Raw genomic sequence first — 22209 nt, 5'->3', positions numbered from 1 at the left:
AAAAGAGTATTCCCAAATCTCATTACTTATTTTAACGAACGGAATTCTCTATTAGCATATACCAGGGGTTTCGAATTCCCCGAACTATTGTAAACTTCCTGCACTTCTGCAATAAAAATAGTATGAGAACCACTCGACACTTTTTCAACTATCTTACAGTCAAATGATGCAAGTGCACTTTTGACATATGGTGAGCCAGAACGCATATTACCCCATTCACCGGCAATGAAGCGTTCACTCCGTTTTAGTGAATCTGAAAAGCTGGTTACAATATCCATATCATCTTCAGAGAGAAGGTTAACGCAAATTCTGTTTGAGTCATCAATGATACTATGGGCTGATGCGCTCTTGTTTACACAAGCAAGCAGTGTAGGTGGATCCATGGAGACGGAACTGAAAGCAGTTGCAATCAGCCCTCCCTTTTCATGATGATGAACCGACGTTAAAAGAGTTATTCCTGAGGGAAATTGTCTCATTCCGGATTTAAATGATTCGGTCACTTCCTCACGGGTATATGCATTCACTTTAATTTCTGCTGTATTAATTTTTTCAGTTGACATTGCTTAATCTCATCGAACAGGAAACTATTTAAACGCACCACGATAGCGTGAACCATGATGACGGACCGGGAGCAATGCATTACCTTCAGGGAACATTTTTTCGCGGAGTGTTCCCGGGCTATAACTGCTTTGTGCCAGACCACGCTGCTGTAGTACAGGAATAACATGTTCAATAAAGTCTTTGTATGATCCCGGGAAAAGCTGACATATCATATTTACTCCATCGATACCCGCTTCCTGCCAGGCTTCGAGTTGGTCGGCAATCGTCTCAGGCGTACCAACCATACGACTGCTGTAGGATAGTGCATTCACGAGGTCTCGGATTCTTGCCTTCTCACCATTATTTGATTCCTCATACATACGGGCATACCCTTGAAGACCATCAATGTTCAGGTTTTCAATTTTCTCATCAGGGTCATGCAGGCCAAAATCAATCCCCATATCTTTACCGATATGCGCAGCGAGGCCTTCATAACTGACCCACTCGTCAATTTCCCGTGATTTTTTCCAGGCTTCTTCTTCTGTACTCCCCACGACAAAACTGAAACCCTGGATAAATTTTAGATCATCTGGATTTCTTCCCGCTTCAACTGCAGATGCCCTTGCATCTGCGATGCCCTTACGTGCACCTTCAATAGTTGGGAACAACACAAATGTGCCTTCCGCATGGCGGGAAGCGAAAATTCGTCCCGATTTTGAAGAACCTGCCTGATATAAAACCGGTACTCGTTGAGGAGACGGAACGGACATATGCGGCCCGGCGACTTTATAACGCTCCCCCTCATGATAAATGCGATGTACCAATTCGGGACGAGAGTAGATACCCGCAGCTTTGTCTCCCGCAACGGCTCCATCATCCCATGATCCTTCCCACAGCTTGTAAACCACTTCCATATACTCTTCAGCCCAACGGTAGCGCTCGTCATGAGGAACAATTCCGCTCAGGCCGAAATTCTGCGCGGCATTGTTTGTAACGCTCGTAACGATGTTCCAGCCTATGCGACCTTTACTTAAATGATCGAGCGTGCTGACACGACGTGCAAAGGAGAAGGGATGCTCAGACAGAATTGAGCTGGTTAAAACCAGACCAAGGTTCTTGGTTGAACCGATTAAAGCTGCACAGAGCACAGTTGAGTCATTGCAAGGAAGATGAACACCTTCTTTGAGATAAATGTCCATTGAGTTTTTATAGCCCGGATCTGTACCAATCACATCTGCAAAAAACAGTGCATCAAAGCATCCTTTCTCGGCAATTTGTGCCAACTCCACCCACGTTTCCAAATCGTTAAATGCAAGACTCTTACTTTCCGGATGACGCCATAAACCATGCCAGATATGTGATAAAACGTTCATTGAAAAACAGTTAAAAATAAGACGCTTCTTCATGAGTATCTCCGGTTACTTTAACAAGTTCATGACATAAAAATTACCTGTTAAATCCCACCAACTCTTGGGTTAAAGTGAACTGAGAATATGTTTTAAGCGCACAATCCCTGTTTATAAGAAAGACCTATGACCACAGACAATATGTGCTTAAAGGTGGGGCTGGCACAGTTGTTACTGCAGGGTTTATTAGGAATATATTGATTTAAATACAATGCTTTAATAGATAAACCAGCAACACATAAAATGTGTTGCTGGTTATTAAACGGATTTTTTATGCGGCAGAAATTTCGAGAGTAATCGATTGAGCTTCCGAGTCCTTATAAATTTTTTTTCCCCCATACATTCTCACAACCTCTCCAATGATGATGAGGCATGGCGAGCGCGGACGTATGAAGTTATGCATATGGGGTATCTCAGCTTTGTGATCCGCCACTGGTACTGTCGCAATCCGTTATGTCCGCGCCAGGTCTTTGCTGAATCACTCGCTCCTTTTCCGGAACGGATCAAACAGCAAAAGCGTGAAAAGCGATATCAGCGCTGGGAGGAAGTGAACTCACTTCACAAAAATGGATGCAGGATCAGGGAGATATCCCGTATTACCGGCTTATCCCGTGTAACGGTTCGCCGGTGGATACAGTCGGGCGGGTTCCCGGAAATATCAACCCGCCCGCCAAAGCCAGGACTGCTTGGCCCATGGCGTGACTGGTTAGAGCAGCAACGGGAAAACGGCAATCAGAATGCCGGTCAGCTGTGGCGGGAGATGGTTACTGCTGGTTTTACCGGCAGTGAAACAACCGTCAGGAATGCTGTTGCGGGATGGAGTAAAGGCGTTATAACTCCGGCTGTTGTGCCTGCACGTCTCCCTTCAGCCTCACGGGTCAGTCGCTGGCTGATGCCATGGCGAATAATAAGAGGTGAAGAAAATTACGCATCACGGTTCATCGGACTGATGTGCGAAAAAGAGCCGCAGATAAAAATGGCGCAGCAACTTGCCCTCGACTTCTACAGGATGCTGAAAACGAAAAACAAAACTCTGTTACACCCGTGGTTCATCAGTGTCAGTGAAAGCGGACTGTCTGAGCTGGAACGTGTTGCGGCAGGTATGGAGTCTGACGCGCCAGCAGTCGTTGAGGCCATCAGTAGCAGCTGGAGTAATGGTGTTGTTGAAGGGCATGTAAATCGCCTGAAAATGCTGAAGCGTCAGATGTATGGTCGTGCCGGGTTCGAACTGCTCAGGCGGAGGGTAATGAGTCCTCTGGCATGAATGGATCCACCCAAGTTGCGGAAGACCCACTTTTGCACCGTTGGTGACAAATGATGGTAATGATGACTTCGGAAATGTTCAGAATTATCTAAGATGCAATGTCAATGAACTTTGGGCGTACCGACGCTATCTTTCAGAAGAATCACCTTTTGCCACTCACCATTGTGTAAAAGGTGCACAGTTTGAGCGCGTATTGGTTGTTATCGATGATGAAGAGGCTCGCTTCAGCCAATATTCGTATGGGAAATATTTTCAATACATTTCCCTATCCGACAATGATCTAGCCAATCTTGAAGAGGGCAAAGAGTCAGTACTCGACCGTACTCGTCGCCTTTTTTATGTCTGTTGCTCCCGTGCGCTGAAAGACTGGGCCGTTGTCATCTTTGTTCCAGATGTCGCCGTCGCTCAAGCGGCAATCGTTGAGCAAAATTTATTCCCTGCATCGGCAATTCTAGGGCAGCATGATCTAAGTTAGCTTGAATTATATCCAGCCAATAATTAGCGAGAATATTATTTTCACTTCTTATTATATTGTTGATTTTATTTGTTGAATTTCTGTTATCTAAAGTTTTTCAGACATATATTATTTGCCTGAACGCAACTTCATTACGGCGAATCCATAAGGGTTCGCCGTTTTTTATTCTTAAATTCAGGAGATGCCATGAGAAATCAGGAAGGCTTGCATTCTCTGCAGGGCTCACTTATAGGCTTACCAGAATGGACCTCAGAACAAGTCATGCAGCAAATTCGTCAACTGACAAATTACGAGCCAATGATCGGTATTATGGGAAAAACTGGAGCGGGTAAGTCCTCATTGTGCAATGCTCTGTTTGCGAGTGAGGTATCGCCGGTCAGCGACATATCAGCCTGTACCCGTGAACCTTTGCGATTCCGTCAGCAGGTTGGCGAACACTTTATGACCATCGTCGACCTGCCCGGCGTGGGTGAAAGCAGGGCTCGTGATACCGAGTATGCTGCGCTGTACCACGAACAACTCCCCCAACTCGACTTGGTACTGTGGCTGATTAAGGCTGATGATAGGGCGCTAGGAGTGGATGAGCACTTTTATTATCAGATAATTGGGGAAGCTTACCGCCATAAGGTGCTGTTTGTTATCAGTCAGTCGGATAAGGCCGAGCCCACTAGCAGTGGAGAGACATTGTCCACGAAACAGAAACAAAATATCAGCCGTAAAATCTGTCTGCTACATGAGTTGTTCCAACCAGTAAATCCGATCTGTGCGGTGTCGGTTCGTCTGCAATGGGGACTGCGGGTAATGGCGGAGCGTATGATTCATTGCCTGCCACGCGAGGCCAGCAGTCCGGTGGCGGTACAGCTTAGCGCTCCACTTCGTACCGATGCCGTTAATAAAAAAGCCCGTGACGATTTTGGTGAAACGGTCGGCTCGGTACTGGACACCATAAGTTCCATGCCCCTGATACCGGCTCCGGTTCGGACAGTCATCCAGTCTGTACGCGACATCGTGGTATCAGTCGCTCGTGCAGTCTGGAATTTCTTCTTCTGAAAATTAACCCTTCTAACCCGTAGTTTCCTGAGCCCTGCCGCGACTTTGCGGCAGGGCTTTTTTGTATTTATTTATCCATCATGAGGAGTCTGCTTATGACCCGTCTGGCTTCGCGCTTTGGCGCAGTAAATCTTATCCGTCGTGACCGTCCGTTAACCCGCGAAGAACTGTTTCTTGTGGTACCCAGCGTATTCAGCGAGGACAAACACGCATCCCGCAGTGAGCGGTACACGTATATACCCACCATATCCCTGCTGGACAGTCTGCAGCGCGAAGGCTTTCAGCCTTTCTTTGCCTGTCAGACCAGAGTGCGTGATCCAGGTCGCCGCGAGCACACAAAGCACATGCTGCGCTTGCGTCGGGAGGGGCAAATTACCGGCAAGCAAGTCCCCGAAATCATTCTGCTCAACTCTCATGACGGCTCCAGCTCGTATCAGATGCTGCCGGGATTATTCCGTGCGGTATGCCAGAACGGACTCGTCTGCGGTGAGTCGTTTGGCGAGGTGCGGGTGCCGCACAAAGGAGATGTGGTGAGTCAGGTGATTGAGGGGGCGTATGAAGTGCTGGGTATTTTTGACCGTGTGGAAGAGAAGCGGGATGCCATGCAGTCGCTGATGCTGCCGCCACCTGCACAACAGGCGTTGGCACAGGCTGCACTGACGTATCGTTTCGGTGAGGACCACCAGCCGGTGACAGCACCTCAGATACTCTCCCCATGCCGCTGGCAGGATGAGAGCAATGACCTGTGGACCACATACCAGCGTATTCAGGAGAACCTGATTAAGGGCGGGCTCAGTGGCCGGAGTGCAAAAGGTGGGCGAACGCATACCCGCGCCGTGCGTGGTATCGACGGAGATGTGAAGCTCAACCGGGCTCTCGCTGCATTTAAAGACCTCACACCGCCTCCTTTTCACGAGGTTGTATCACATAAGGCAGACATCGCCCAGGAGTGGGTGAAGAAAGATGCCTTTGGCGGACAGCAATATATTGTGATGAAGACCCATAAATCACCGAAAGATTGTGAGCAGGGAAATTATTATTATATTGCGGATATGCGTGAAAAAACGGTTCAGCCATTAATGGCTGATATCTGTCTGGCGGATAATATTAATCTGAGTTTCCGCGAAGAGATTGACAGTTACACAGGTGAAAAATCTGTGGTTTATTCTCATGACGGGAAAGAAATGGGCAGGCTCTCTATGCGTAAAAATCAAGAGCGAAAATAATGCATATTCCAGTGAAAACAATAATTTCTGCTGCAGTAGTGACTCTTTGTCTGTTATCACCCGCACATGCGGCAGAGGAGCGTTACATCAGCATTCGCAATACCGATACTGTATGGGGGCCGGGAAATATTTGTGCCTATCATTTCACCCTGGATAACGGCGGCAGCGGTGAGGGTTTTGGTCCTTTAACCCTGTCGCTGCGTTTGAAAAACAAAATTGGTAAAACCCTGGCAACAGGAAAAATAGACGTTGATGCTTTCGGTGATAGTGATGCCACCCGTACACAGAGTGCCATGCTGGAGCAGGAGTGCGTTGATGATGTCAGCAATGTTGAAATAATCAAGGCCACTGAGTTACGTAATGGTAAGCCGGTGAATCTCGCCCTGTCTGTTTTTGATCCACAATATTATCAGCCGCTGAAAATCTCCGTCGCGGGCAAACCTTAATCTGTAAGTCACCAAACCCAGACCGCTACAGATAACGGTCTGGTGGTACCGTAGCGTAACCCCCCTGTTGCTTAAGCAACAGGGGGGTCTTTTTATTGGCGTATACCTGTGTCGTTGCGGTTAAGCGCAGCGGCGATATTTATCCGCTGCTAATCTAGTTTTATATTGAGGACTTCCCCATGGACAAACCCATACCATCGTTTGCTTATGCATTACCTGTATCGGAACAGCAGACAATCCAAAAAGCCTTGTTTCTGCTAGAACGGCAACTGAGAGATCCGGGTATTTCCTTTACATCCAGTGAGGCCGTTCGTGACTGGCTTCGTCTTCATCTGGCTCGGGAAGAGAGAGAGGTCTTTAGCCTCCTGTTACTGGATAACCAGCACTGTCTTATCAGCTATGAAATCCTCTACAAAGGTACCATCAATCACACTGAAGTCCATCCCCGTGAGGTGGTGAAATCTGCGCTGAAGCAGAATGCAGCAGCCGTCATTATTGCCCATTGTCATCCATCGGGACATGCCGAACCCAGTGGAGCTGACTGCCGGTTAACCGCACGCCTGCATGATTCCCTGAATCTGGTTGATATCCGCCTGCTGGATCATCTGGTAGTCGGTGGCAAGGATGTTGTGTCATTTGCAGAGCGAGGATGGCTGTAGCCATAAGTGAAAATATATTTTCCATATAAGGGCTTTATTCTCTTCGGTTCCCCCCAAAAAATATTAAACTGCTGCACATACCCTAATACCTAAAAATACGACTCACATAAAGGAAATTATCATGGAAAAAGAGATCCGATGCCCGGTGTGTAATTCTTTCCATACTCGTGAACGCCATATCGGCAGAAGAGGTGGCGCAGTTGCTGGTGGTGTATCAGGCGCGTTAAGCGGGGCCGCTATAGGTTCAGCTATTCCTGTTGTTGGCACGATTGCAGGCGCAACTATAGGTGCATTATTCGGGAGATTTGTCGCCGGAGCGACAACAGGAGCAGTGACGGGAGCTGCACTGGATGGCGTCATCTTCGATCGCTATGAATGCGTCAATTGCGAACATACCTTTGATTAATACTATTCTGGGAAAATCCTGGGAGTTGACTGAGTTGCCCGCCTGACAGAATGATATCTCCATGCCTACATGGCGTTTATCCTCATTATTTATCCCTTACACATCAATCTCAATTCACTCGTCTGAGAATAAAATATGAAAAACTTTTCTTTAGCAGATGACCGAAGGGGCAGGTCCTGCCCACCACCGGTGATTATCTGGCAAATACTTTTAACTCGCGTGCTGCAAGAGCATTATGGACTGGCGTTAAATGACACGCCTTTTAGTGAGCAGCGGGTTATTCAGGAACATATTGATGCCGGTATCACTCTGGCCGATGCGGTTAACTTCCTGGTTGAAAAGTATCAGCTGGTACGTATCGACAGACAAGGATTGAGTGGTCATGAGCCATCACCTTATCTGCGGGCTGTTGATATTCTCCGGGCAAGGCAAACGACGGGGTTATTGCGAAAAAAGGCTAAGCGCATTGCCCAGTAAATTTTGCGTGCCGTCTTCCTGATTTACCTTCCCGGCCTTCTCTTCTTATTCACTCCTTACATAATGTCCCTGCAGGTATTGGCAGGGACATTTTTTTCTATGGATAAAATATCATGCAAACACAGGCTGAAGTATTAACTGAACATCGCGAACTGATTTGCTCGACCAATATTGAACGCATTGTACGCGGTCGTGATGCTGTCCTGAGTCAGATTAAACAGATTATCGAAATGCTTGATAGTCTTTCCCGATTAACCGCAGAAATCGGCGGTGGTACCGCACAAGACTGGGCGATGAAATCTGGGCACCGCTATGATAGCTGGTTAACAGAGACGCTGGATAAAGCCATACCTGCCATTACCCGTAATATTGACCGCAGTATCTGGCGCGATTTGATGTTGAAGTCTGGCATGATGGCATTGATGGATGCTCAGGCTCGCGACCAGTGGCATAAGAACCTTGAGGAGGGCGACCTCCCTGCAATCAATGAGGCGAATATCCTCAGCACCTTTGAGCAGTTACATCTCAACAAAATTGATGTCTTCGAACGTGGCATCATCAACATCTTCAAAGGCCTGTCTTGGGACTACAAAACCAATAGTCCCTGCAGCTTCGGTAAGAAGATCATCGTCAACAATCTGGTGACGCATAGCCGCTGGGGCTTTAGCTTAAACTGGGGCTGGCGGCGGGATCAATTAGCGGACATGGAACGAATGTTATTTCTGCTGGATGGTAAACCGATACCCGACAACCGTGGCGATGTCACTATACGGTTGATGGATAATATTCGGGACAACCCGTCGAAGGATGCTTACGAAGATGATTTTTTCAGTATCCGTTACTTCCAGAAAGGAACCGCACACATCACTTTTAAACGCCCCGACCTGACAGAAAAGATGAATGATATCGTGGCGAAGCACTATCCGGGGATGCTGGCAGCGAGATGAGGAGGGCAGGGAGGCAATTCCTTACCTGACCCATTACCTGACCCGATTCGTATAAAACGAAAAAGGAGTCAGACGATTTCTCATCTAACTCCTTGTTTTATTTGGTGGCCCCTGCTGGACTTGAACCAGCGACCAAGCGATTATGAGTCGCCTGCTCTAACCACTGAGCTAAGGGGCCGTGGCGAGGGATTATAAAGTAACTGGCAGACGCAATCCAGCGCAAAACGCACGGCTGCTGTTTTTATAAACAATGCATTTTCAATCCTTTATAATTACCTTTTAGGCATTGAGCGGGGGAAAGATGATTAACGATATTCTGGCGCCGGACCTGAGGGTGGTCTTTTGCGGCATTAATCCGGGGAAGTCCTCTGCCCATACCGGTTTTCATTTCGCGCATCCGGGCAATCGTTTCTGGAAAGTGATCTACCAGGCTGGCTTTACCGACCGTCTGTTGAAGCCGGAAGAGGAGCTGCAGCTGCTCGATACGCGCTGTGGGATTACGATGCTGGTGGAACGCCCGACGGTTCAGGCCAGCGAGGTCGCCTTGCAGGAGCTACGTAGCGGCGGGCGGGATTTGGTGCTGAAAATTGAACAGTATCAGCCGCAGGCGCTAGCGATTCTCGGCAAACAGGCCTTTGAGAAAGCGTTTCAGGTACGCGGCGCGCGCTGGGGCAAGCAGCAGGTGACCATCGGCGATACGGAGGTGTGGGTGCTGCCAAACCCCAGCGGATTGAACCGGGCGACGCTGGATAAGCTGGTGGAGGCGTATCGCGAACTGGATGATGCGCTGGCATCGCGAGGTCGCTAGCCGCTAGCCTGTCGTAAGTACCGGCACCGACAGTCTCTGACGCTAACAGGGTGAACAGAAGGCAAAAAAAAGCTCCCCGCAGGGAGCTTTTTCTGTTTCCGGCAACGATTAATCGTCGAGGAAGCTACGCAGCACTTCAGAACGGCTCGGGTGACGCAGCTTGCGCAGCGCCTTCGCTTCGATCTGACGGATACGTTCGCGGGTAACGTCGAACTGTTTGCCGACTTCTTCCAGCGTGTGGTCAGTATTCATATCGATACCGAAACGCATACGCAGAACCTTCGCTTCACGGGCGGTCAGGCCTGCCAGCACATCGTGAGTGGCGGCACGCAGGCTTTCCGTGGTCGCCGAGTCCAGCGGCAGCTCGAGGGTGGTATCCTCGATGAAATCGCCCAGATGTGAATCTTCATCGTCGCCGATCGGCGTTTCCATGGAGATTGGTTCTTTGGCAATTTTCAGCACTTTACGAATTTTATCTTCCGGCATCAGCATGCGTTCAGCCAGCTCTTCCGGCGTCGGCTCACGACCCATTTCCTGCAACATCTGGCGGGAGATACGGTTGAGTTTGTTGATGGTCTCAATCATATGCACCGGAATACGGATGGTGCGCGCCTGATCCGCGATAGAGCGGGTGATCGCCTGACGGATCCACCAGGTCGCGTAGGTGGAGAACTTATAGCCGCGACGATATTCGAACTTATCAACCGCTTTCATCAGGCCAATGTTACCTTCCTGAATCAGATCGAGGAACTGCAGGCCACGGTTGGTGTATTTCTTGGCGATAGAGATAACCAGACGTAAGTTCGCTTCAACCATCTCTTTCTTCGCGCGGCGGGCTTTCGCTTCACCGATAGACATACGACGGTTGATATCTTTAACCTGATCGATGGTCAGGCCGGTTTCTTCTTCAATCTGCTGTAGCTTCTGCAGGCCGCGCTGAACGTCTTCTTTGACGTCGTGCAGCTTTTCAGACCACGGCTTGTTCATGGCGACAGCCGCGTTGAACCAGGTTTCGCTGGTTTCGTTGCCGGTGAACAGGGTGATGAAGTTTTTCTTCGGCATTTTGCACTGTTCGACGCACAGTTTCATGATGATGCGTTCCTGAGTACGGACCCTGTCCATCATGCTACGCATGCTGCCGACCAGGTAATCGAACTGTTTCGGTACCAGGCGGAACTGTTTGAACACTTCGGACAGCTTGAGAATTTCTTCCTGAGCTGCGGCGTGGCTACGGCCTTTTGCTTTGATAGTATCGCGGGTCAGCTCGTACTGCGTACGCAGCTCGGCGAATTTCTCACGCGCCAGCTCAGGGTCGATGCTGTTGTCGTCATCGCTGCTGTCGTCGTCATCGTCTTCATCTTCGTCTTCGTCGTCATCCATCTCTTCCTGAGAGAGTTCAGAGCCGACGTGCGTCGCGGTTGGCGCCAGGTCTTCTTCGGCGTTCGGATCGACGAAACCGGTAATCAGGTCAGACAGGCGCGCTTCTTCAGCTTCAACGCGGTCATACTGCTCCAGCAGATAGGTAATGGCTTCCGGATATTCAGCAACGGAGCACTGAACCTGGTTGATCCCATCTTCAATACGCTTGGCGATGTCGATTTCGCCTTCACGCGTCAGCAGTTCTACGGTACCCATTTCACGCATATACATGCGCACCGGATCGGTTGTACGTCCGATTTCAGATTCCACGCTGGACAACACCTGCGCAGCAGCTTCTTCTGCATCTTCGTCGGTGTTGTTGCTGTTTTCAGCCAGCAGCAGATCATCGGCATCCGGTGCTTCTTCCATCACCTGAATGCCCATGTCATTGATCATTTGGATGATGTCTTCGATCTGATCGGAGTCGACGATATCTTCCGGCAGATGGTCATTGACCTCGGCATAGGTCAGATAGCCTTGCTCCTTACCACGTTGGACAAGAAGCTTCAGCTGTGACTGCGGGTTTTGCTCCATAAGACGGTATCCACACTTAATTCGTTTGATTGGTGTCGACAGACAAACTGCCAACATTTAAAGCGAGGGCGTACTTATATTATTGCCGCTGCGCCTCAGCGCGGCTGTCGGGGGCTTCCCGAACGATATTCGGCACTTAAGCCGTGCAATTCATTTTTTTGCCAGCTCCTGACTGATGGTCCAGAGTTCCCGGCGTTCTTCACTGCTTAAACCGTGTGTACGGTCGCGGGCTATCAACTCTTCTTGCCGCAGTTCCAGCAGTGAATCAAACATATGGTTGAGCGCGTCGGTGAAGGTTTTTTCCGCGATATCTTTATCTGCTATATCGTCCCACATCGACAGTTTTTCAAGGGTTGCGGCCTCATTTGTACCGCGATACTGCTCTAAAAGTTGCCCGGTGGTCAGACCTGGCTGAGACAAACAGGTTTTGACCAGTTCGCTGAACAGGCCAAGCCCGGGCATTTTGCGCTGATCCAGACCCTCTAAAGGCGGAACCAGCGGCGCCAGATCCGGGTTTTGCACCAGCAGTCCTATCAGTATACGCATGGTCGTGCGTTTTAGCTGCGGCGCGGGGCGCGGAGTACCACTTTCTGTCTGTTTAGGCATTAAACGTTCAAGCTGAGCGTCATCTAAAATCCCCAGCTTGTTGCCCAGCTCCTGGCGCAAATAAATGCGCAACGTTTCACCCGGTACCTGGGTGATGAGCGGCAGCGCTAAAGTACTGAGCTGTGCGCGCCCGTCCGGGGTGCTCAAGTCGACCTGCGGCAGCAGGCTGTTGAACAAAAACGTGGAGAGCGGCTGAGCCTGCTCCATCCGCGCTTCAAATGCCGCTTTCCCCTCTTTACGCACCAGCGTATCCGGGTCTTCGCCGTCGGGCAGAAACATAAAGCGTAGCTGACGACCGTCGGTCATGTACGGCAGCGCCGTTTCCAGCGCACGCCAGGCGGCATCGCGGCCAGCCCGGTCGCCGTCATAACAGCAGATGACCTGATTGGTCGCCCGGAACAAAAGCTGAATATGGTCGGCGGTGGTCGAGGTCCCCAGCGACGCGACGGCGTAGTTGATGTCGAACTGCGCCAGCGCCACAACGTCCATATAACCTTCGACAACCAGCAAACGCGGTGGTTCGGCGTTATCCTGCTGTGCTTCATACAGGCCGTACAGCTGACGACCCTTATGGAAAATATCGGTTTCCGGGGAGTTAAGGTACTTCGGCAGGGCATCGCCCAGCACGCGGCCACCAAAACCAATTACCCGGCCTCGCTTATCGCGGATAGGGAACATGACCCGTTCGCGGAAGCGGTCGTAACTGCGCCCCTTATCGTTGGTCACCAGCATGCCGGCATCGATAAGTGACTGGCGGTTTTCTTGATTGCCGCCAAAACGTTTTAAGACGTTATCCCAACCGGGCGGGGCGTAGCCAATCGCGAAGCGCGCAATGACCTCGCTGCTTAAGCCACGTTTCGCCAGATACTGGCGCGCAGGGTCGGCGGCGGGTTGCATCAGAGACTGTTGATAAAACGCATTCAGGCCGTCCATCAATTGATAGAGACTCTGCCGCTGATGGCGCTCTATTTGACTCGGCCCGTTGCCTGCTTCGTATGGCACTTCGAGGTTGTGCATGGCGGCCAGCTCTTCAACCGTCTCCACGAACTCGAGTTTGTCGTAGTTCATCAGGAAGTCGACAGCATTGCCGTGCGCACCGCAACCAAAGCAGTGATAAAACTGTTTTTCACCGTTGACGGTAAAAGAGGGAGTTTTTTCGTTATGGAATGGACAACACGCGTGGTAGTTCTTGCCCTGCTTTTTGAGCTTTACCCGCGCGTCGATGAGATCGACGATGTCGGTGCGCGCCAGCAGATCATTGATAAATACGCGTGGGATTCGTCCAGCCATAGGCCCCGTAAACTATACACACGATCATCAGACGGTCTCAGCGTGGGCTGAACACGTTCTTTCATGATGCTGTGTATCTGCTAATGCATAAACGAAAATAAGCCGCGCATTCCTTCCGGAAGCACGGCCTTACAACAACAACTCAGTCTGAATTGAGGGCGTTGGCCCTCAACCGATTAGTACAGACGAGTGCGGCGTGCGTTTTCGCGAGCCAGTTTCTTCGCGTGACGTTTCACTGCAGAAGCTTTAGCGCGCTTACGTTCGGTAGTCGGTTTTTCATAGAACTCACGACGACGAACTTCCGCCAGAACACCTGCTTTCTCACAGGAACGCTTGAAGCGACGCAGAGCTACGTCGAACGGCTCGTTTTCACGTACTTTAATTACCGGCATGTGCCTCTCACCTTTGATTAATTCGGTTTGCTGCTGGCATCAACGCCAGCTTATTTCAAAATGGTGCGGAATTTTACTGCAATTGCTGCTGCTTTGTAAAGCACCGCTGCCTTTTTTGAAAGGACTTTTATAAGGGTGAGGAGTATACACGAGGCTTGTTCCTGGGGCGAACAAAGTTTTATCTGCGCCGCCTGCCGGCCTTTCTGGCGCCGCATGACGGGCAATGCGCGACCGGGCGGGTTTTGCGGCCGCTGCCGCTTGTCCCGATGCGCCTGGCTGGCACGCTGAGGGTATACATCAACCCGCATTGGTCCTAAACTGCGCGGTATTAGAGCGAGGTAAAACAAGACATGCGTGTACTGGGTATTGAAACATCCTGCGATGAAACCGGCATCGCCATTTATGACGACGAAAAAGGCCTGCTAGCCAATCAATTGTATAGTCAGGTGAAATTACATGCTGACTACGGCGGCGTGGTGCCCGAGCTGGCTTCGCGCGACCACGTGCGTAAAACCGTTCCGCTGATTCAGGCGGCGTTGAAAGAGGCCGGGTTGACGGCCAAAGAGATTGATGCCGTGGCCTATACCGCAGGTCCGGGCCTGGTTGGGGCGCTGCTGGTTGGCGCAACAATAGGGCGTTCGCTGGCGTTTGCCTGGAACGTACCGGCGATTCCGGTACACCATATGGAAGGGCATCTGCTGGCACCGATGCTGGAGGATAATCCTCCCGCCTTCCCGTTTGTGGCGCTGCTGGTCTCTGGCGGCCATACCCAGTTGATTAGCGTAACCGGTATTGGTCAGTACGAGTTGCTCGGCGAGTCTATCGATGATGCGGCCGGGGAGGCGTTTGATAAAACCGCTAAGCTGCTGGGGCTCGATTATCCCGGCGGTCCGATGCTGTCTAAGATGGCGGCTCAGGGCAGCGAAGGGCGGTTTGTTTTCCCCCGCCCGATGACCGACCGTCCCGGTCTGGATTTCAGCTTTTCCGGCCTGAAAACCTTTGCGGCTAACACGATTCGCAATAACGATGACGACGAGCAGACCCGCGCAGATATCGCCCGGGCGTTTGAAGATGCGGTGGTGGATACGCTGATGATTAAGTGCCGTCGCGCGCTGGAGCAGACCGGCTTTAAACGCCTGGTGATGGCCGGTGGCGTGAGCGCCAACCGCACGCTGCGCGCGAAGCTGGCGGAGATGATGACAAAGCGCGGCGGCGAAGTGTTCTATGCGCGACCGGAGTTCTGCACCGATAACGGCGCGATGATCGCCTATGCCGGGATGGTTCGTCTGCGCAGCGGCGCTAAAGCGGATCTTGGCGTGACCGTGCGTCCGCGCTGGCCGCTCGCTGAACTGCCGGCGGCGTAATCGGCTGCACAGGCCGACGTTCTGTCGGCCTGCTTTTCTGCTTTACTCCATACTTTTACACAGCGAGCAAATCGCGCCCTGATGTTTGTGCGAGTGCATCACGTCCGGACGTTCGTACTCTTCTTCACAGCTGACGCACTGGTAAACGGTGATGGACGCATTGCCCTGCGCATCGTAGCGCGGCTCGCTAATCCCGTCATCGTACTGCTTGATGTAGTAGCGCCCGCCGGTGAGGATACCCATCAGCGGCGTCATCACCAGCGCCACGACCAGCGCAATCAGCGGCGAGAACGGTGCCAGCGTGGCACCGAGCAGGCCGAAGAAGGCGCAGATCGACAGGCCAGCCGCCAGAGCAAACGAAACCACCCCCACCGGGTTAACGTTGTAGATCATCCCGCGACGATATTCCGGCTGCGCCGGGGCGAGCCGGAGCAGGCCTTTGTTGACGGTGATATCGGTGGCAACCACCACGACCCAGGCAATGGCAAAGTTAGAGTAGAAGCCAAGAATCCACGACAGGGCGCTGAACATATCGCCTTCCATCAGCGCCAGCGCGATGGCGAGGTTGACGATAACGAAGATAATCCGCCCCGGATAGCGTTTGGTGGTGCGCGTCCAGGCGCTGGTCCACGCCAGCGAGCCAGAATAGGCGTTGGTGACGTTGATTTTAATCTGTGAAATGACCACCAGCACCACGGCAAGAGTTAACGCCAGCCAGCCGGGCACCAGGTTATCAAAGACGCTGACGAACTGTTGTACCGGCTCGGTGTTGTGTACCGCCGGGAAGCGGGTCAGCAGATAGAAGCCGAGGAAGGCGCCGATGATCTGTTTTATTGCGCCTAATACCACCCAGCCCGGGCCTGCGGAGAAGACCGCCAGCCACCAGCTTTTGCTGTTTTCCGCCGTTTTAGGCGGCATAAAGCGCAGATAATCGATCTGCTCGCCGATTTGCATAATCAGCGACAGGCACACCCCGGCGCCGAGCATAATGGCGGTTAAATCGACCTGCGCCGCGTTATTCTTGCCGGCGAAGTTCATAAAACCGTCCACCAGCTCCGGGTCTTTGGCAATCAGCCATGCCACCGGCACCACCATCAGCACCAGCCACAGCGGCGTGGTCCATACCTGCAGGCGGGTCAGGGCTTTCATGCCGTAAACCACCAGCGGCAGCACCATCAGGGTGGCGATGAGATAGCCCATCCACAGCGGGATCCCTAACCCAACCAGTAGCCCCTGGGCCATGATCGACCCTTCAAGGGCGAAGAAGATAAAGGTGAAACCGGCGAAGATAATGCTGGTGATCACCGAGCCAAAATAGCCGAATCCGGCGCTACGGGTGATTAAGTCGAGGTCAATGTTATAGCGGGCGGCGGTAATCGCCAGCGGGATCCCGGTGAGGAAGATAACCAGCGCCGCCAGCAGGATGGCGTAAATGGCGTTGGTGGTGCCCCATGCCATGCCGATGCTGGCGCCGATGGAGAAGTCCGCCAGATAGGCGATACCGCCCAGCGCGGTCACGGCGACAACGCCTGGTCCCCAGCGGCGGAAACTCAGCGGAGCATAGCGGAGTGTATAGTCTTCGAGGGTTTCTTTAGAGCCGGAAGTCCCGGTCTGTGCAGGTAACTCAGTTTTAATATCCAGTGATGACATAGTCATTCCTTAATGGTCAGGCATGACTGTAATTAGCAAACCTTATGCCACTTCGCACAACCGCTGCGTCGGGCGCTGGTGGGGCTGGAATGAATAACGAGGGGGCAAGGGTGTGCACCATCCGGATGCGCGCGCGCCTGGATGGTGCAGAAACGCTTAGCGCAGCATGCCTTTGTCGACAAGGAAAGCGATGATGTTATTCAGGCCATCGCCGCTTTTCAGGTTGGTAAAGGTCCACGGGCGGTCGCCGCGCATACGCATCGTGTCGCGCTCCATCACTTCCAGCGATGCGCCCACATACGGTGCAAGGTCGGTTTTGTTGATCACCAGGAAGTCCGACTTCGTGATCCCCGGCCCGCCTTTACGCGGGATCTTTTCCCCTTCCGCCACGTCAATGACGTAGATGGTCAGATCCGCCAGCTCCGGGCTGAAGGTGGCGCTCAGGTTATCGCCGCCGCTTTCCACAAAGATCAGATCGAGGTTGCCGAATTTTTCGCTCAGCGCTTCTATCGCCGCCAGGTTCATCGAGGCGTCTTCGCGGATCGCGGTATGCGGACAGCCGCCGGTTTCGACGCCGACGATACGCTCCGGCGCCAGCGCGCCCGCTTCGGTGAGAATACGCTGATCTTCTTTGGTGTAGATGTCGTTGGTCACGACGGCGAGCTGCCAGGTGTCGCGCATGGCTTTACACAGCGCTTCCAGCAGGGCCGTTTTCCCGGAACCGACCGGGCCGCCGACGCCGACGCGCAGCGGGTGTTTGTTATTGTGCATACTCTCTCCTAGGAACGGAATAATCGGGAATACTGGGTTTCATGCCGGGCGGAAGCTATGGCGGCCAGCGGCGTGGAGGAACCTATCGCGCTATCCGGCGCCGCAAGGGCGCAGGCCATATCCGCCGCGTAGCGATCGCACAGGCGTAAAATCAGCTGCTGGGCCGCCTGCTGGCCGAAGGGAACCAGCTTAACGCCCGCCATCACCGCGCTTTCGATCCAGCTGTAGCCAAGGCTCAGCGCCAGGTCGGGCAGCGCGATTTGCCAACGCACGCCGAGCCAGGCCATGCCGGCGAGCTGGCTCTGCCGGGACAAAACGCGCCACGGCGGCGGGCAATCCGGCTGCCAGTCGGCCAGCAGGCGGGCAAAGGCCGCGCCGCGATTACGCTCTTCTTCACGCAGTTCGCGGGTTTCGCGGCAGGCGAGCAGCCAGGCGGTCCAGCGCTGTGCTGACGGCAGATCGTCGTTTTCGCATGCCCGATACAGCCGGGCGAACAGAGGAAGATCGACGGTAAAAAAGCTCTGTTCCATCTGCTGCAGCTGCCAGCGTTCAAAAGCGGCGGCATCGGGCACCCAGCCTGCTTCCACCGCCCATTCCAGACCTTGCGACCAGCTATAGCCGCCGACCGGCAGGTTGCTGCTGGCCAGCTGCATCAGCCGCAGGCGTTTTTCCGACGTGGGCATTTAGTGGCTGTGCTCGTGATGGTGATGATCGTGGCTATGATCGTGATGATGACCATGGCTGTGGCCGTGGCTTTCGCTGGCGTAGGCACCGGCTTCCGGTTCAAACGGCAGATGGGCGAAAGTCACCTCCAGGCCGAACTGGCGCAGCATATCGTCCAGCACATGGTCGTGATGATAGCGCAGTTCGCCGGGCATGATTTGCAGCGGAACGTGGCGGTTGCCGAGGTGATAGCAGGCTTTCGCCAGGGTGAACGGATCGTCACAACGCACCACGGACAGGCCTTCATCAGCGGCGATAATTTGCACAAACTCGCTGCCGTCGTCATTGCTGAGCACATCCCCGCCGCGCAGCAGCAGGCCGCGCGGCAACAACAGACCGGCTTCGCGACCGTCGTTGAGGGTGACTTTGATACGGCTTTTCACCCGCACATCGATCGGCAGCGTGAGGCTGGCGGTCAGTTTGTCAGGTGAATCCACTCGTTGGGTCAGATAGAGCATCCGGACTCCTTAAAACAGAAAATAGCGTTGCGCCATCGGCAGGACATCTGCCGGTTCGCTGGTGATCAGTTCGCCATCGATACGCACTTCATAGGTTTGTGCGTCGACGGTGATGTTGGGCTGCAGGCCGTTATGGATCATGTCGGTCTTTTGTACCGTCCGGCAGCCTTTCGCCACCGCTGTGGCGCTGTGCAGATTCAGACGCTGCGCCACGCCACTGTCGATTGCCGCCTGCGACAGGAAGGTGAGGCGACAGTGATGGCGAGCGCTGCCCAGCGCGCCGAACATCGGGCGGTAGTGCACCGGCTGCGGCGTCGGAATTGAAGCGTTGATGTCGCCCATCGGGGCAATGGCAATCATGCCGCCCTTGATAACCGCAGCCGGCTTAACGCCGAAAAATGCCGGCGACCACAGCACGAGATCCGCCAGTTTGCCCACTTCAATCGATCCGACTTCATGGGCGATACCGTGGGTCAGCGCCGGGTTGATGGTGTATTTGGCGATATAGCGCTTCACGCGGAAATTGTCGTTATCACCGCTCTCTTCCGCCAGCGGCCCGCGCTGGACCTTCATCCGGTGCGCCACCTGCCAGGTACGCAGAACGACTTCGCCCACGCGCCCCATCGCCTGTGAATCGGAAGAGGTCAGAGAGAAGGCGCCGAGATCGTGCAGGACATCTTCTGCCGCAATGGTTTCCCGGCGAATGCGCGATTCGGCAAACGCCACGTCTTCGGCAATATCCGGATCGAGATGGTGGCAGACCATCAGCATATCCAGATGTTCGTCAATGGTATTGACGGTGTAGGGCAGCGTCGGGTTGGTGGAGGAGGGCAAAATATTCGGGTGCGCGCAGGCGGTAATAATATCCGGCGCATGGCCGCCGCCGGCGCCTTCGGTGTGGAAGGTGTGGATCGTCCGTCCGGCAATCGCCGCCAGCGTATCTTCAACAAAACCCGATTCATTCAGGGTGTCGCTGTGCAGTGCTACCTGAATATCCATTTCGTCGGCAACCGTCAGCGCGCAGTTGATGGCTGCCGGCGTGGCGCCCCAGTCTTCATGAATTTTCAGGCCGATAACGCCTGCCGCGACCTGTTCGCGTAGCGCGTCCGGGTTCGAACCGTTACCTTTGCCCAGCAGACCGATATTCACCGGCAGGCTGTCCGCGGCCTGCAGCATCCGCGAGATGTACCACGGTCCCGGCGTGCAGGTGGTGGCGTGTGTCCCCGCGGCCGGGCCCGTTCCGCCGCCAACCATGGTGGTGACGCCGGAGACCAGCGCCTCTTCCGCCTGCTGCGGGCAGATCCAGTGAATGTGAGTATCGACGCCGCCGGCGGTGACAATCTTGCCTTCGGCAGCGATAATTTCCGTTGCCGCGCCAATGGGGATATTGACGTTGGGCTGGATATCGGGATTACCCGCTTTGCCGATGGCGACGATGCGCCCCTCTTTGATGCCAATGTCGGCTTTGACGATCCCCCAGTGATCGACTACCAGCGCATTGGTCAGCACCAGATCGACACAGTCGTCAGCGAGCATTTGTCCCTGGCCCATACCGTCGCGGATGACCTTGCCGCCGCCGAACTTGACCTCCTCGCCGTAGGTGGTCAGATCGTCTTCGACCTCGATCCACAGTTCGGTGTCCGCCAGGCGCACTTTATCGCCGGTGGTGGGGCCAAACATGTCGGCATAGGCCTGACGTGAAATATCACTCATCGTTTGCCTCCAGATTTCCCATCACGTCGCCGCGAAAACCGTATACCGCGCGATGACCGGCGAGCGCGACCAGCTCCACTTCACGTTTTTGCCCCGGCTCAAAGCGGACCGCGGTACCGGCGGCGATGTTCAGGCGATAGCCGGTGGCCTGCGCCCGGTCAAATTTTAGCGCCGGATTGACCTCGGCAAAATGGTAATGCGATCCAACCTGAATCGGTCGGTCGCCATGATTCTCAACGATAATGCTGCGGGTGGCGCGGCCAACGTTCAGAGCTATCTGTCCGGGCTGCACCTTGTATTCACCTGGGATCATCGCGAAACCTCAGATAATCGGATTGTGGACGGTGACCAGCTTCGAGCCATCCGGGAAGGTGGCCTCGACCTGGATGTCGGGGATCATTTCGGGTACGCCTTCCATGACCTGTTCGCGGCTTAACACATGGCGGCCTTCCTCCATCAGCGCCGCCACGCTTTTACCGTCGCGGGCGCCTTCCATAATAAAGGCGCTGATTAAGGCTACGGCCTCCGGGTAGTTCAGCTTCAGGCCGCGGGCCAGACGACGTTCCGCCACCAGCGCGGCGGTGAACAACAGCAGCTTGTCTTTCTCTCTGGGGGTCAGTTCCATAGCGTTCTCTCAGGTCAACCAGATTCGGGGAAGGACCGGGGATTTTCCGGTCAGATGCGGACGCATAAACTGCCAGATGTCACGCATCGCCCGCTGGCAAAGTAAGTTATCGTCACTTAAAAATCGTACCGTCAGCAGGCCGTCAGTCAGCGTGGCGCCGGCATAATTGCCCAGCGACGTGAGTCGTTCCCGCACGCCGTCAAGCAGGGCTTCACTGGCGGGATAGAACAGCAGAGTGCCGACCCATGGGCATTGCGCCACGCAGGCCAGGCGCCCGTCGGCCAGGTTCAGGCGTTCGATCAGCAGCGGTGATTCATCCATCCATACTTCAAGACGGTTGCTGAGGGCACCATGGCTAAAGCGCTCACCGATGACCGGACGGCCAAGGCACAGCAGATCCCAGGCCAGCAGCGTGCTGGAAGGGCAAAGGTGAAAGGCGGTATGCAGGCGGGCCTGGGCGCCGGGAAAGAAGATCGCGTCCGGCGGCAGCCACTCCAGCGTCGAGCGTTCCGCCAGCGTCAGGCGCTGATGTAAATGAGCCTGCGCGCCGCTGCTGCGGTAAAACTTACTGGCGCCGGGCATGGTGATTAACGTGTGACAGCCGCTATCGAGAGCGGCGCGAATCGTCAGTTCGTCACCACCGACGATCCCGCCCGGCGGGTGGAGTAAATAAAGATGACAGGTATCGTCTTCGGGATAAAAGGGACGCTGGACGGTGAGCGGACCGACATGACGGGCGGAGGTGAGTACCGTTTTGCCGCCGCGATGTTGAAAATGAAGGTCCAGCGTAGCCTGCCAGCCTTTTTTATTCTCTGGTAACACGGTGCTGTGCAATGTTGTTGCGCCCCTGCAAAATCAAGATAAAACAGCAGCAATGAGTATTGATCGGCGCGAAAGTATCTCGATCATATGAAAAGCTTATGAATTAAAAACAAGAAAACAGCCGCCTGAGCGACGGCC

Annotated in this window: 23 protein-coding genes, 1 tRNA gene and 3 pseudogenes; 13 read left to right on the top strand and 14 right to left on the bottom strand. The window is 53.6% G+C overall.

Annotation, left to right across the window (positions count from 1 at the left end):
* Nucleotides 1–26: 26 nt before the first annotated feature.
* Together CWM52_RS07605 and CWM52_RS07600 are read right to left on the bottom strand one after the other, a co-directional pair.
* The gene (locus CWM52_RS07605) at nt 27–560 is read right to left on the bottom strand and encodes a flavin reductase family protein (RefSeq protein WP_100683544.1); all 534 of its coding nucleotides are present in this window, start codon (nt 558–560) and stop codon (nt 27–29) included.
* 24 nt (nt 561–584) lie between these two features.
* Entirely contained in the window at nt 585–1946 is a 1362-nt protein-coding gene (locus CWM52_RS07600; RefSeq protein WP_100683543.1) for an LLM class flavin-dependent oxidoreductase, read from the bottom strand.
* Nucleotides 1947–2439: 493 nt separating this feature from the next.
* On the opposite strand from CWM52_RS07600, the pseudogene CWM52_RS07595 reads away from it, so the two are divergent.
* The 10 genes and pseudogenes from CWM52_RS07595 to CWM52_RS07555 all read left to right on the top strand — a co-directional run.
* Nucleotides 2440–3210: pseudogene (locus CWM52_RS07595) on the top strand (transposase); the annotation flags it as partial.
* A 43-nt stretch (nt 3211–3253) separates the two neighbouring features.
* The gene (locus tag CWM52_RS07590; protein WP_227521267.1) at nt 3254–3685 is read left to right on the top strand and encodes a hypothetical protein; all 432 of its coding nucleotides are present in this window, start codon (nt 3254–3256) and stop codon (nt 3683–3685) included.
* A 186-nt stretch (nt 3686–3871) separates the two neighbouring features.
* Nucleotides 3872–4735, top strand: coding sequence for a GTPase family protein (locus CWM52_RS07585; RefSeq protein WP_100683542.1), 864 nt, complete (start codon nt 3872–3874; stop codon nt 4733–4735).
* A 95-nt stretch (nt 4736–4830) separates the two neighbouring features.
* Nucleotides 4831–5613 (top strand): annotated as a pseudogene (locus CWM52_RS07580) (DUF932 domain-containing protein); the annotation flags it as partial.
* Nucleotides 5593–5961, top strand: a complete 369-nt coding sequence (locus CWM52_RS27080; protein WP_416308795.1) for a YfjS/YafY family lipoprotein — start codon at nt 5593–5595, stop codon at nt 5959–5961. The pseudogene CWM52_RS07580 and the gene CWM52_RS27080, both read left to right, overlap by 21 nt.
* Nucleotides 5961–6407 (top strand): IrmA family protein, encoded by a 447-nt coding sequence (locus CWM52_RS07575; RefSeq protein ID WP_100683541.1) that lies wholly within the window; start codon nt 5961–5963, stop codon nt 6405–6407. Before CWM52_RS27080 ends, CWM52_RS07575 begins: the two co-directional genes overlap by 1 nt.
* 179 nt (nt 6408–6586) lie before the next feature.
* Nucleotides 6587–7066: a RadC family protein gene (gene radC, locus CWM52_RS07570; protein WP_100683540.1), complete on the top strand. Its 480-nt coding sequence runs from the start codon at nt 6587–6589 to the stop codon at nt 7064–7066.
* A gap of 121 nt (nt 7067–7187) precedes the next feature.
* Nucleotides 7188–7472 (top strand): hypothetical protein, encoded by a 285-nt coding sequence (locus tag CWM52_RS07565; protein ID WP_100683539.1) that lies wholly within the window; start codon nt 7188–7190, stop codon nt 7470–7472.
* A 135-nt stretch (nt 7473–7607) separates the two neighbouring features.
* Complete coding sequence (locus CWM52_RS07560; RefSeq protein ID WP_100683538.1) at nt 7608–7949, top strand: TA system toxin CbtA family protein; 342 nt, start codon at nt 7608–7610, stop codon at nt 7947–7949.
* Nucleotides 7950–8062: 113 nt separating this feature from the next.
* Nucleotides 8063–8896, top strand: coding sequence for a DUF4942 domain-containing protein (locus CWM52_RS07555; protein ID WP_100683537.1), 834 nt, complete (start codon nt 8063–8065; stop codon nt 8894–8896).
* Nucleotides 8897–8998: 102 nt separating this feature from the next.
* Here the strand turns inward: CWM52_RS07555 and CWM52_RS07550 are convergent.
* Nucleotides 8999–9074, bottom strand: a tRNA-Ile gene (locus CWM52_RS07550).
* A gap of 123 nt (nt 9075–9197) precedes the next feature.
* On the opposite strand from CWM52_RS07550, the gene mug reads away from it, so the two are divergent.
* Nucleotides 9198–9704 (top strand): G/U mismatch-specific DNA glycosylase, encoded by a 507-nt coding sequence (mug, locus tag CWM52_RS07545; protein ID WP_100683536.1) that lies wholly within the window; start codon nt 9198–9200, stop codon nt 9702–9704.
* A 108-nt stretch (nt 9705–9812) separates the two neighbouring features.
* Here the strand turns inward: mug and rpoD are convergent, their stop codons facing one another.
* The 3 genes from rpoD to rpsU all read right to left on the bottom strand — a co-directional run bounded on the left by rpoD (nt 9813) and on the right by rpsU (nt 13945).
* Complete coding sequence (gene rpoD / locus CWM52_RS07540) at nt 9813–11657, bottom strand: RNA polymerase sigma factor RpoD (RefSeq protein ID WP_100683535.1); 1845 nt, start codon at nt 11655–11657, stop codon at nt 9813–9815.
* A 150-nt stretch (nt 11658–11807) separates the two neighbouring features.
* Nucleotides 11808–13553 carry a DNA primase gene (gene dnaG / locus CWM52_RS07535; protein WP_100683534.1) on the bottom strand — a complete coding sequence of 582 codons (1746 nt, stop codon included), beginning with the start codon at nt 13551–13553 and terminating at the stop codon, nt 11808–11810.
* Between the two features lie 176 nt (nt 13554–13729).
* Entirely contained in the window at nt 13730–13945 is a 216-nt protein-coding gene (gene rpsU, locus CWM52_RS07530; protein WP_001144069.1) for a 30S ribosomal protein S21, read from the bottom strand.
* 350 nt (nt 13946–14295) lie between these two features.
* On the opposite strand from rpsU, the gene tsaD reads away from it, so the two are divergent.
* Nucleotides 14296–15309: a tRNA (adenosine(37)-N6)-threonylcarbamoyltransferase complex transferase subunit TsaD gene (gene tsaD / locus CWM52_RS07525; protein ID WP_100683533.1), complete on the top strand. Its 1014-nt coding sequence runs from the start codon at nt 14296–14298 to the stop codon at nt 15307–15309.
* Nucleotides 15310–15351: 42 nt separating this feature from the next.
* On the opposite strand, the gene CWM52_RS07520 is transcribed toward tsaD, so the two are convergent.
* From CWM52_RS07520 to CWM52_RS07485, 8 genes are all read right to left on the bottom strand, one after another.
* Nucleotides 15352–16959 (bottom strand): purine-cytosine permease family protein, encoded by a 1608-nt coding sequence (locus tag CWM52_RS07520; RefSeq protein WP_100683532.1) that lies wholly within the window; start codon nt 16957–16959, stop codon nt 15352–15354.
* 156 nt (nt 16960–17115) lie between these two features.
* Nucleotides 17116–17730 carry an urease accessory protein UreG gene (ureG, locus tag CWM52_RS07515; protein WP_100683531.1) on the bottom strand — a complete coding sequence of 205 codons (615 nt, stop codon included), beginning with the start codon at nt 17728–17730 and terminating at the stop codon, nt 17116–17118.
* Nucleotides 17731–17738: 8 nt separating this feature from the next.
* Nucleotides 17739–18413: an urease accessory protein UreF gene (locus CWM52_RS07510; protein WP_100683530.1), complete on the bottom strand. Its 675-nt coding sequence runs from the start codon at nt 18411–18413 to the stop codon at nt 17739–17741.
* Entirely contained in the window at nt 18414–18911 is a 498-nt protein-coding gene (gene ureE, locus CWM52_RS07505; protein ID WP_100683529.1) for an urease accessory protein UreE, read from the bottom strand.
* 9 nt (nt 18912–18920) lie between these two features.
* Nucleotides 18921–20624 carry an urease subunit alpha gene (gene ureC, locus CWM52_RS07500; protein WP_100683528.1) on the bottom strand — a complete coding sequence of 568 codons (1704 nt, stop codon included), beginning with the start codon at nt 20622–20624 and terminating at the stop codon, nt 18921–18923.
* Nucleotides 20617–20937, bottom strand: coding sequence for an urease subunit beta (locus CWM52_RS07495; RefSeq protein WP_100683527.1), 321 nt, complete (start codon nt 20935–20937; stop codon nt 20617–20619). Before CWM52_RS07495 ends, ureC begins: the two co-directional genes overlap by 8 nt.
* A gap of 9 nt (nt 20938–20946) precedes the next feature.
* Nucleotides 20947–21249: an urease subunit gamma gene (locus CWM52_RS07490; protein WP_004867816.1), complete on the bottom strand. Its 303-nt coding sequence runs from the start codon at nt 21247–21249 to the stop codon at nt 20947–20949.
* A 9-nt stretch (nt 21250–21258) separates the two neighbouring features.
* Complete coding sequence (locus tag CWM52_RS07485; RefSeq protein ID WP_100683526.1) at nt 21259–22083, bottom strand: urease accessory protein UreD; 825 nt, start codon at nt 22081–22083, stop codon at nt 21259–21261.
* Here CWM52_RS07485 and CWM52_RS26695 point away from each other — a divergent pair.
* Nucleotides 22073–22159: pseudogene (locus CWM52_RS26695) on the top strand (short-chain dehydrogenase); the annotation flags it as partial. The gene CWM52_RS07485 and the pseudogene CWM52_RS26695 sit on opposite strands and share 11 nt — an antisense overlap.
* Nucleotides 22160–22209: the final 50 nt, after the last annotated feature.

Source organism: Raoultella sp. T31, from assembly GCF_002806725.1.
Lineage (GTDB): Bacteria > Pseudomonadota > Gammaproteobacteria > Enterobacterales > Enterobacteriaceae > Klebsiella > Klebsiella electrica.
Note: the sequence above shows the minus strand (reverse complement) of the source record. Positions and strands in the feature narration are given on the sequence as shown.

Coding starts and splice junctions, on each gene's coding strand:
- CWM52_RS07605 (WP_100683544.1), bottom strand. CDS start 560: ATGTCAACTGAAAAAATTAATACAGCAGAAATTAAAGTGAATGCATAT.
- CWM52_RS07600 (WP_100683543.1), bottom strand. CDS start 1,946: ATGAAGAAGCGTCTTATTTTTAACTGTTTTTCAATGAACGTTTTATCA.
- CWM52_RS07585 (WP_100683542.1), top strand. CDS start 3,872: ATGAGAAATCAGGAAGGCTTGCATTCTCTGCAGGGCTCACTTATAGGC.
- CWM52_RS07575 (WP_100683541.1), top strand. CDS start 5,961: ATGCATATTCCAGTGAAAACAATAATTTCTGCTGCAGTAGTGACTCTT.
- radC (WP_100683540.1), top strand. CDS start 6,587: ATGGACAAACCCATACCATCGTTTGCTTATGCATTACCTGTATCGGAA.
- CWM52_RS07565 (WP_100683539.1), top strand. CDS start 7,188: ATGGAAAAAGAGATCCGATGCCCGGTGTGTAATTCTTTCCATACTCGT.
- CWM52_RS07560 (WP_100683538.1), top strand. CDS start 7,608: ATGAAAAACTTTTCTTTAGCAGATGACCGAAGGGGCAGGTCCTGCCCA.
- CWM52_RS07555 (WP_100683537.1), top strand. CDS start 8,063: ATGCAAACACAGGCTGAAGTATTAACTGAACATCGCGAACTGATTTGC.
- mug (WP_100683536.1), top strand. CDS start 9,198: ATGATTAACGATATTCTGGCGCCGGACCTGAGGGTGGTCTTTTGCGGC.
- rpoD (WP_100683535.1), bottom strand. CDS start 11,657: ATGGAGCAAAACCCGCAGTCACAGCTGAAGCTTCTTGTCCAACGTGGT.
- dnaG (WP_100683534.1), bottom strand. CDS start 13,553: ATGGCTGGACGAATCCCACGCGTATTTATCAATGATCTGCTGGCGCGC.
- rpsU (WP_001144069.1), bottom strand. CDS start 13,945: ATGCCGGTAATTAAAGTACGTGAAAACGAGCCGTTCGACGTAGCTCTG.
- tsaD (WP_100683533.1), top strand. CDS start 14,296: ATGCGTGTACTGGGTATTGAAACATCCTGCGATGAAACCGGCATCGCC.
- CWM52_RS07520 (WP_100683532.1), bottom strand. CDS start 16,959: ATGTCATCACTGGATATTAAAACTGAGTTACCTGCACAGACCGGGACT.
- ureG (WP_100683531.1), bottom strand. CDS start 17,730: ATGCACAATAACAAACACCCGCTGCGCGTCGGCGTCGGCGGCCCGGTC.
- CWM52_RS07510 (WP_100683530.1), bottom strand. CDS start 18,413: ATGCCCACGTCGGAAAAACGCCTGCGGCTGATGCAGCTGGCCAGCAGC.
- ureE (WP_100683529.1), bottom strand. CDS start 18,911: ATGCTCTATCTGACCCAACGAGTGGATTCACCTGACAAACTGACCGCC.
- ureC (WP_100683528.1), bottom strand. CDS start 20,624: ATGAGTGATATTTCACGTCAGGCCTATGCCGACATGTTTGGCCCCACC.
- CWM52_RS07495 (WP_100683527.1), bottom strand. CDS start 20,937: ATGATCCCAGGTGAATACAAGGTGCAGCCCGGACAGATAGCTCTGAAC.
- CWM52_RS07490 (WP_004867816.1), bottom strand. CDS start 21,249: ATGGAACTGACCCCCAGAGAGAAAGACAAGCTGCTGTTGTTCACCGCC.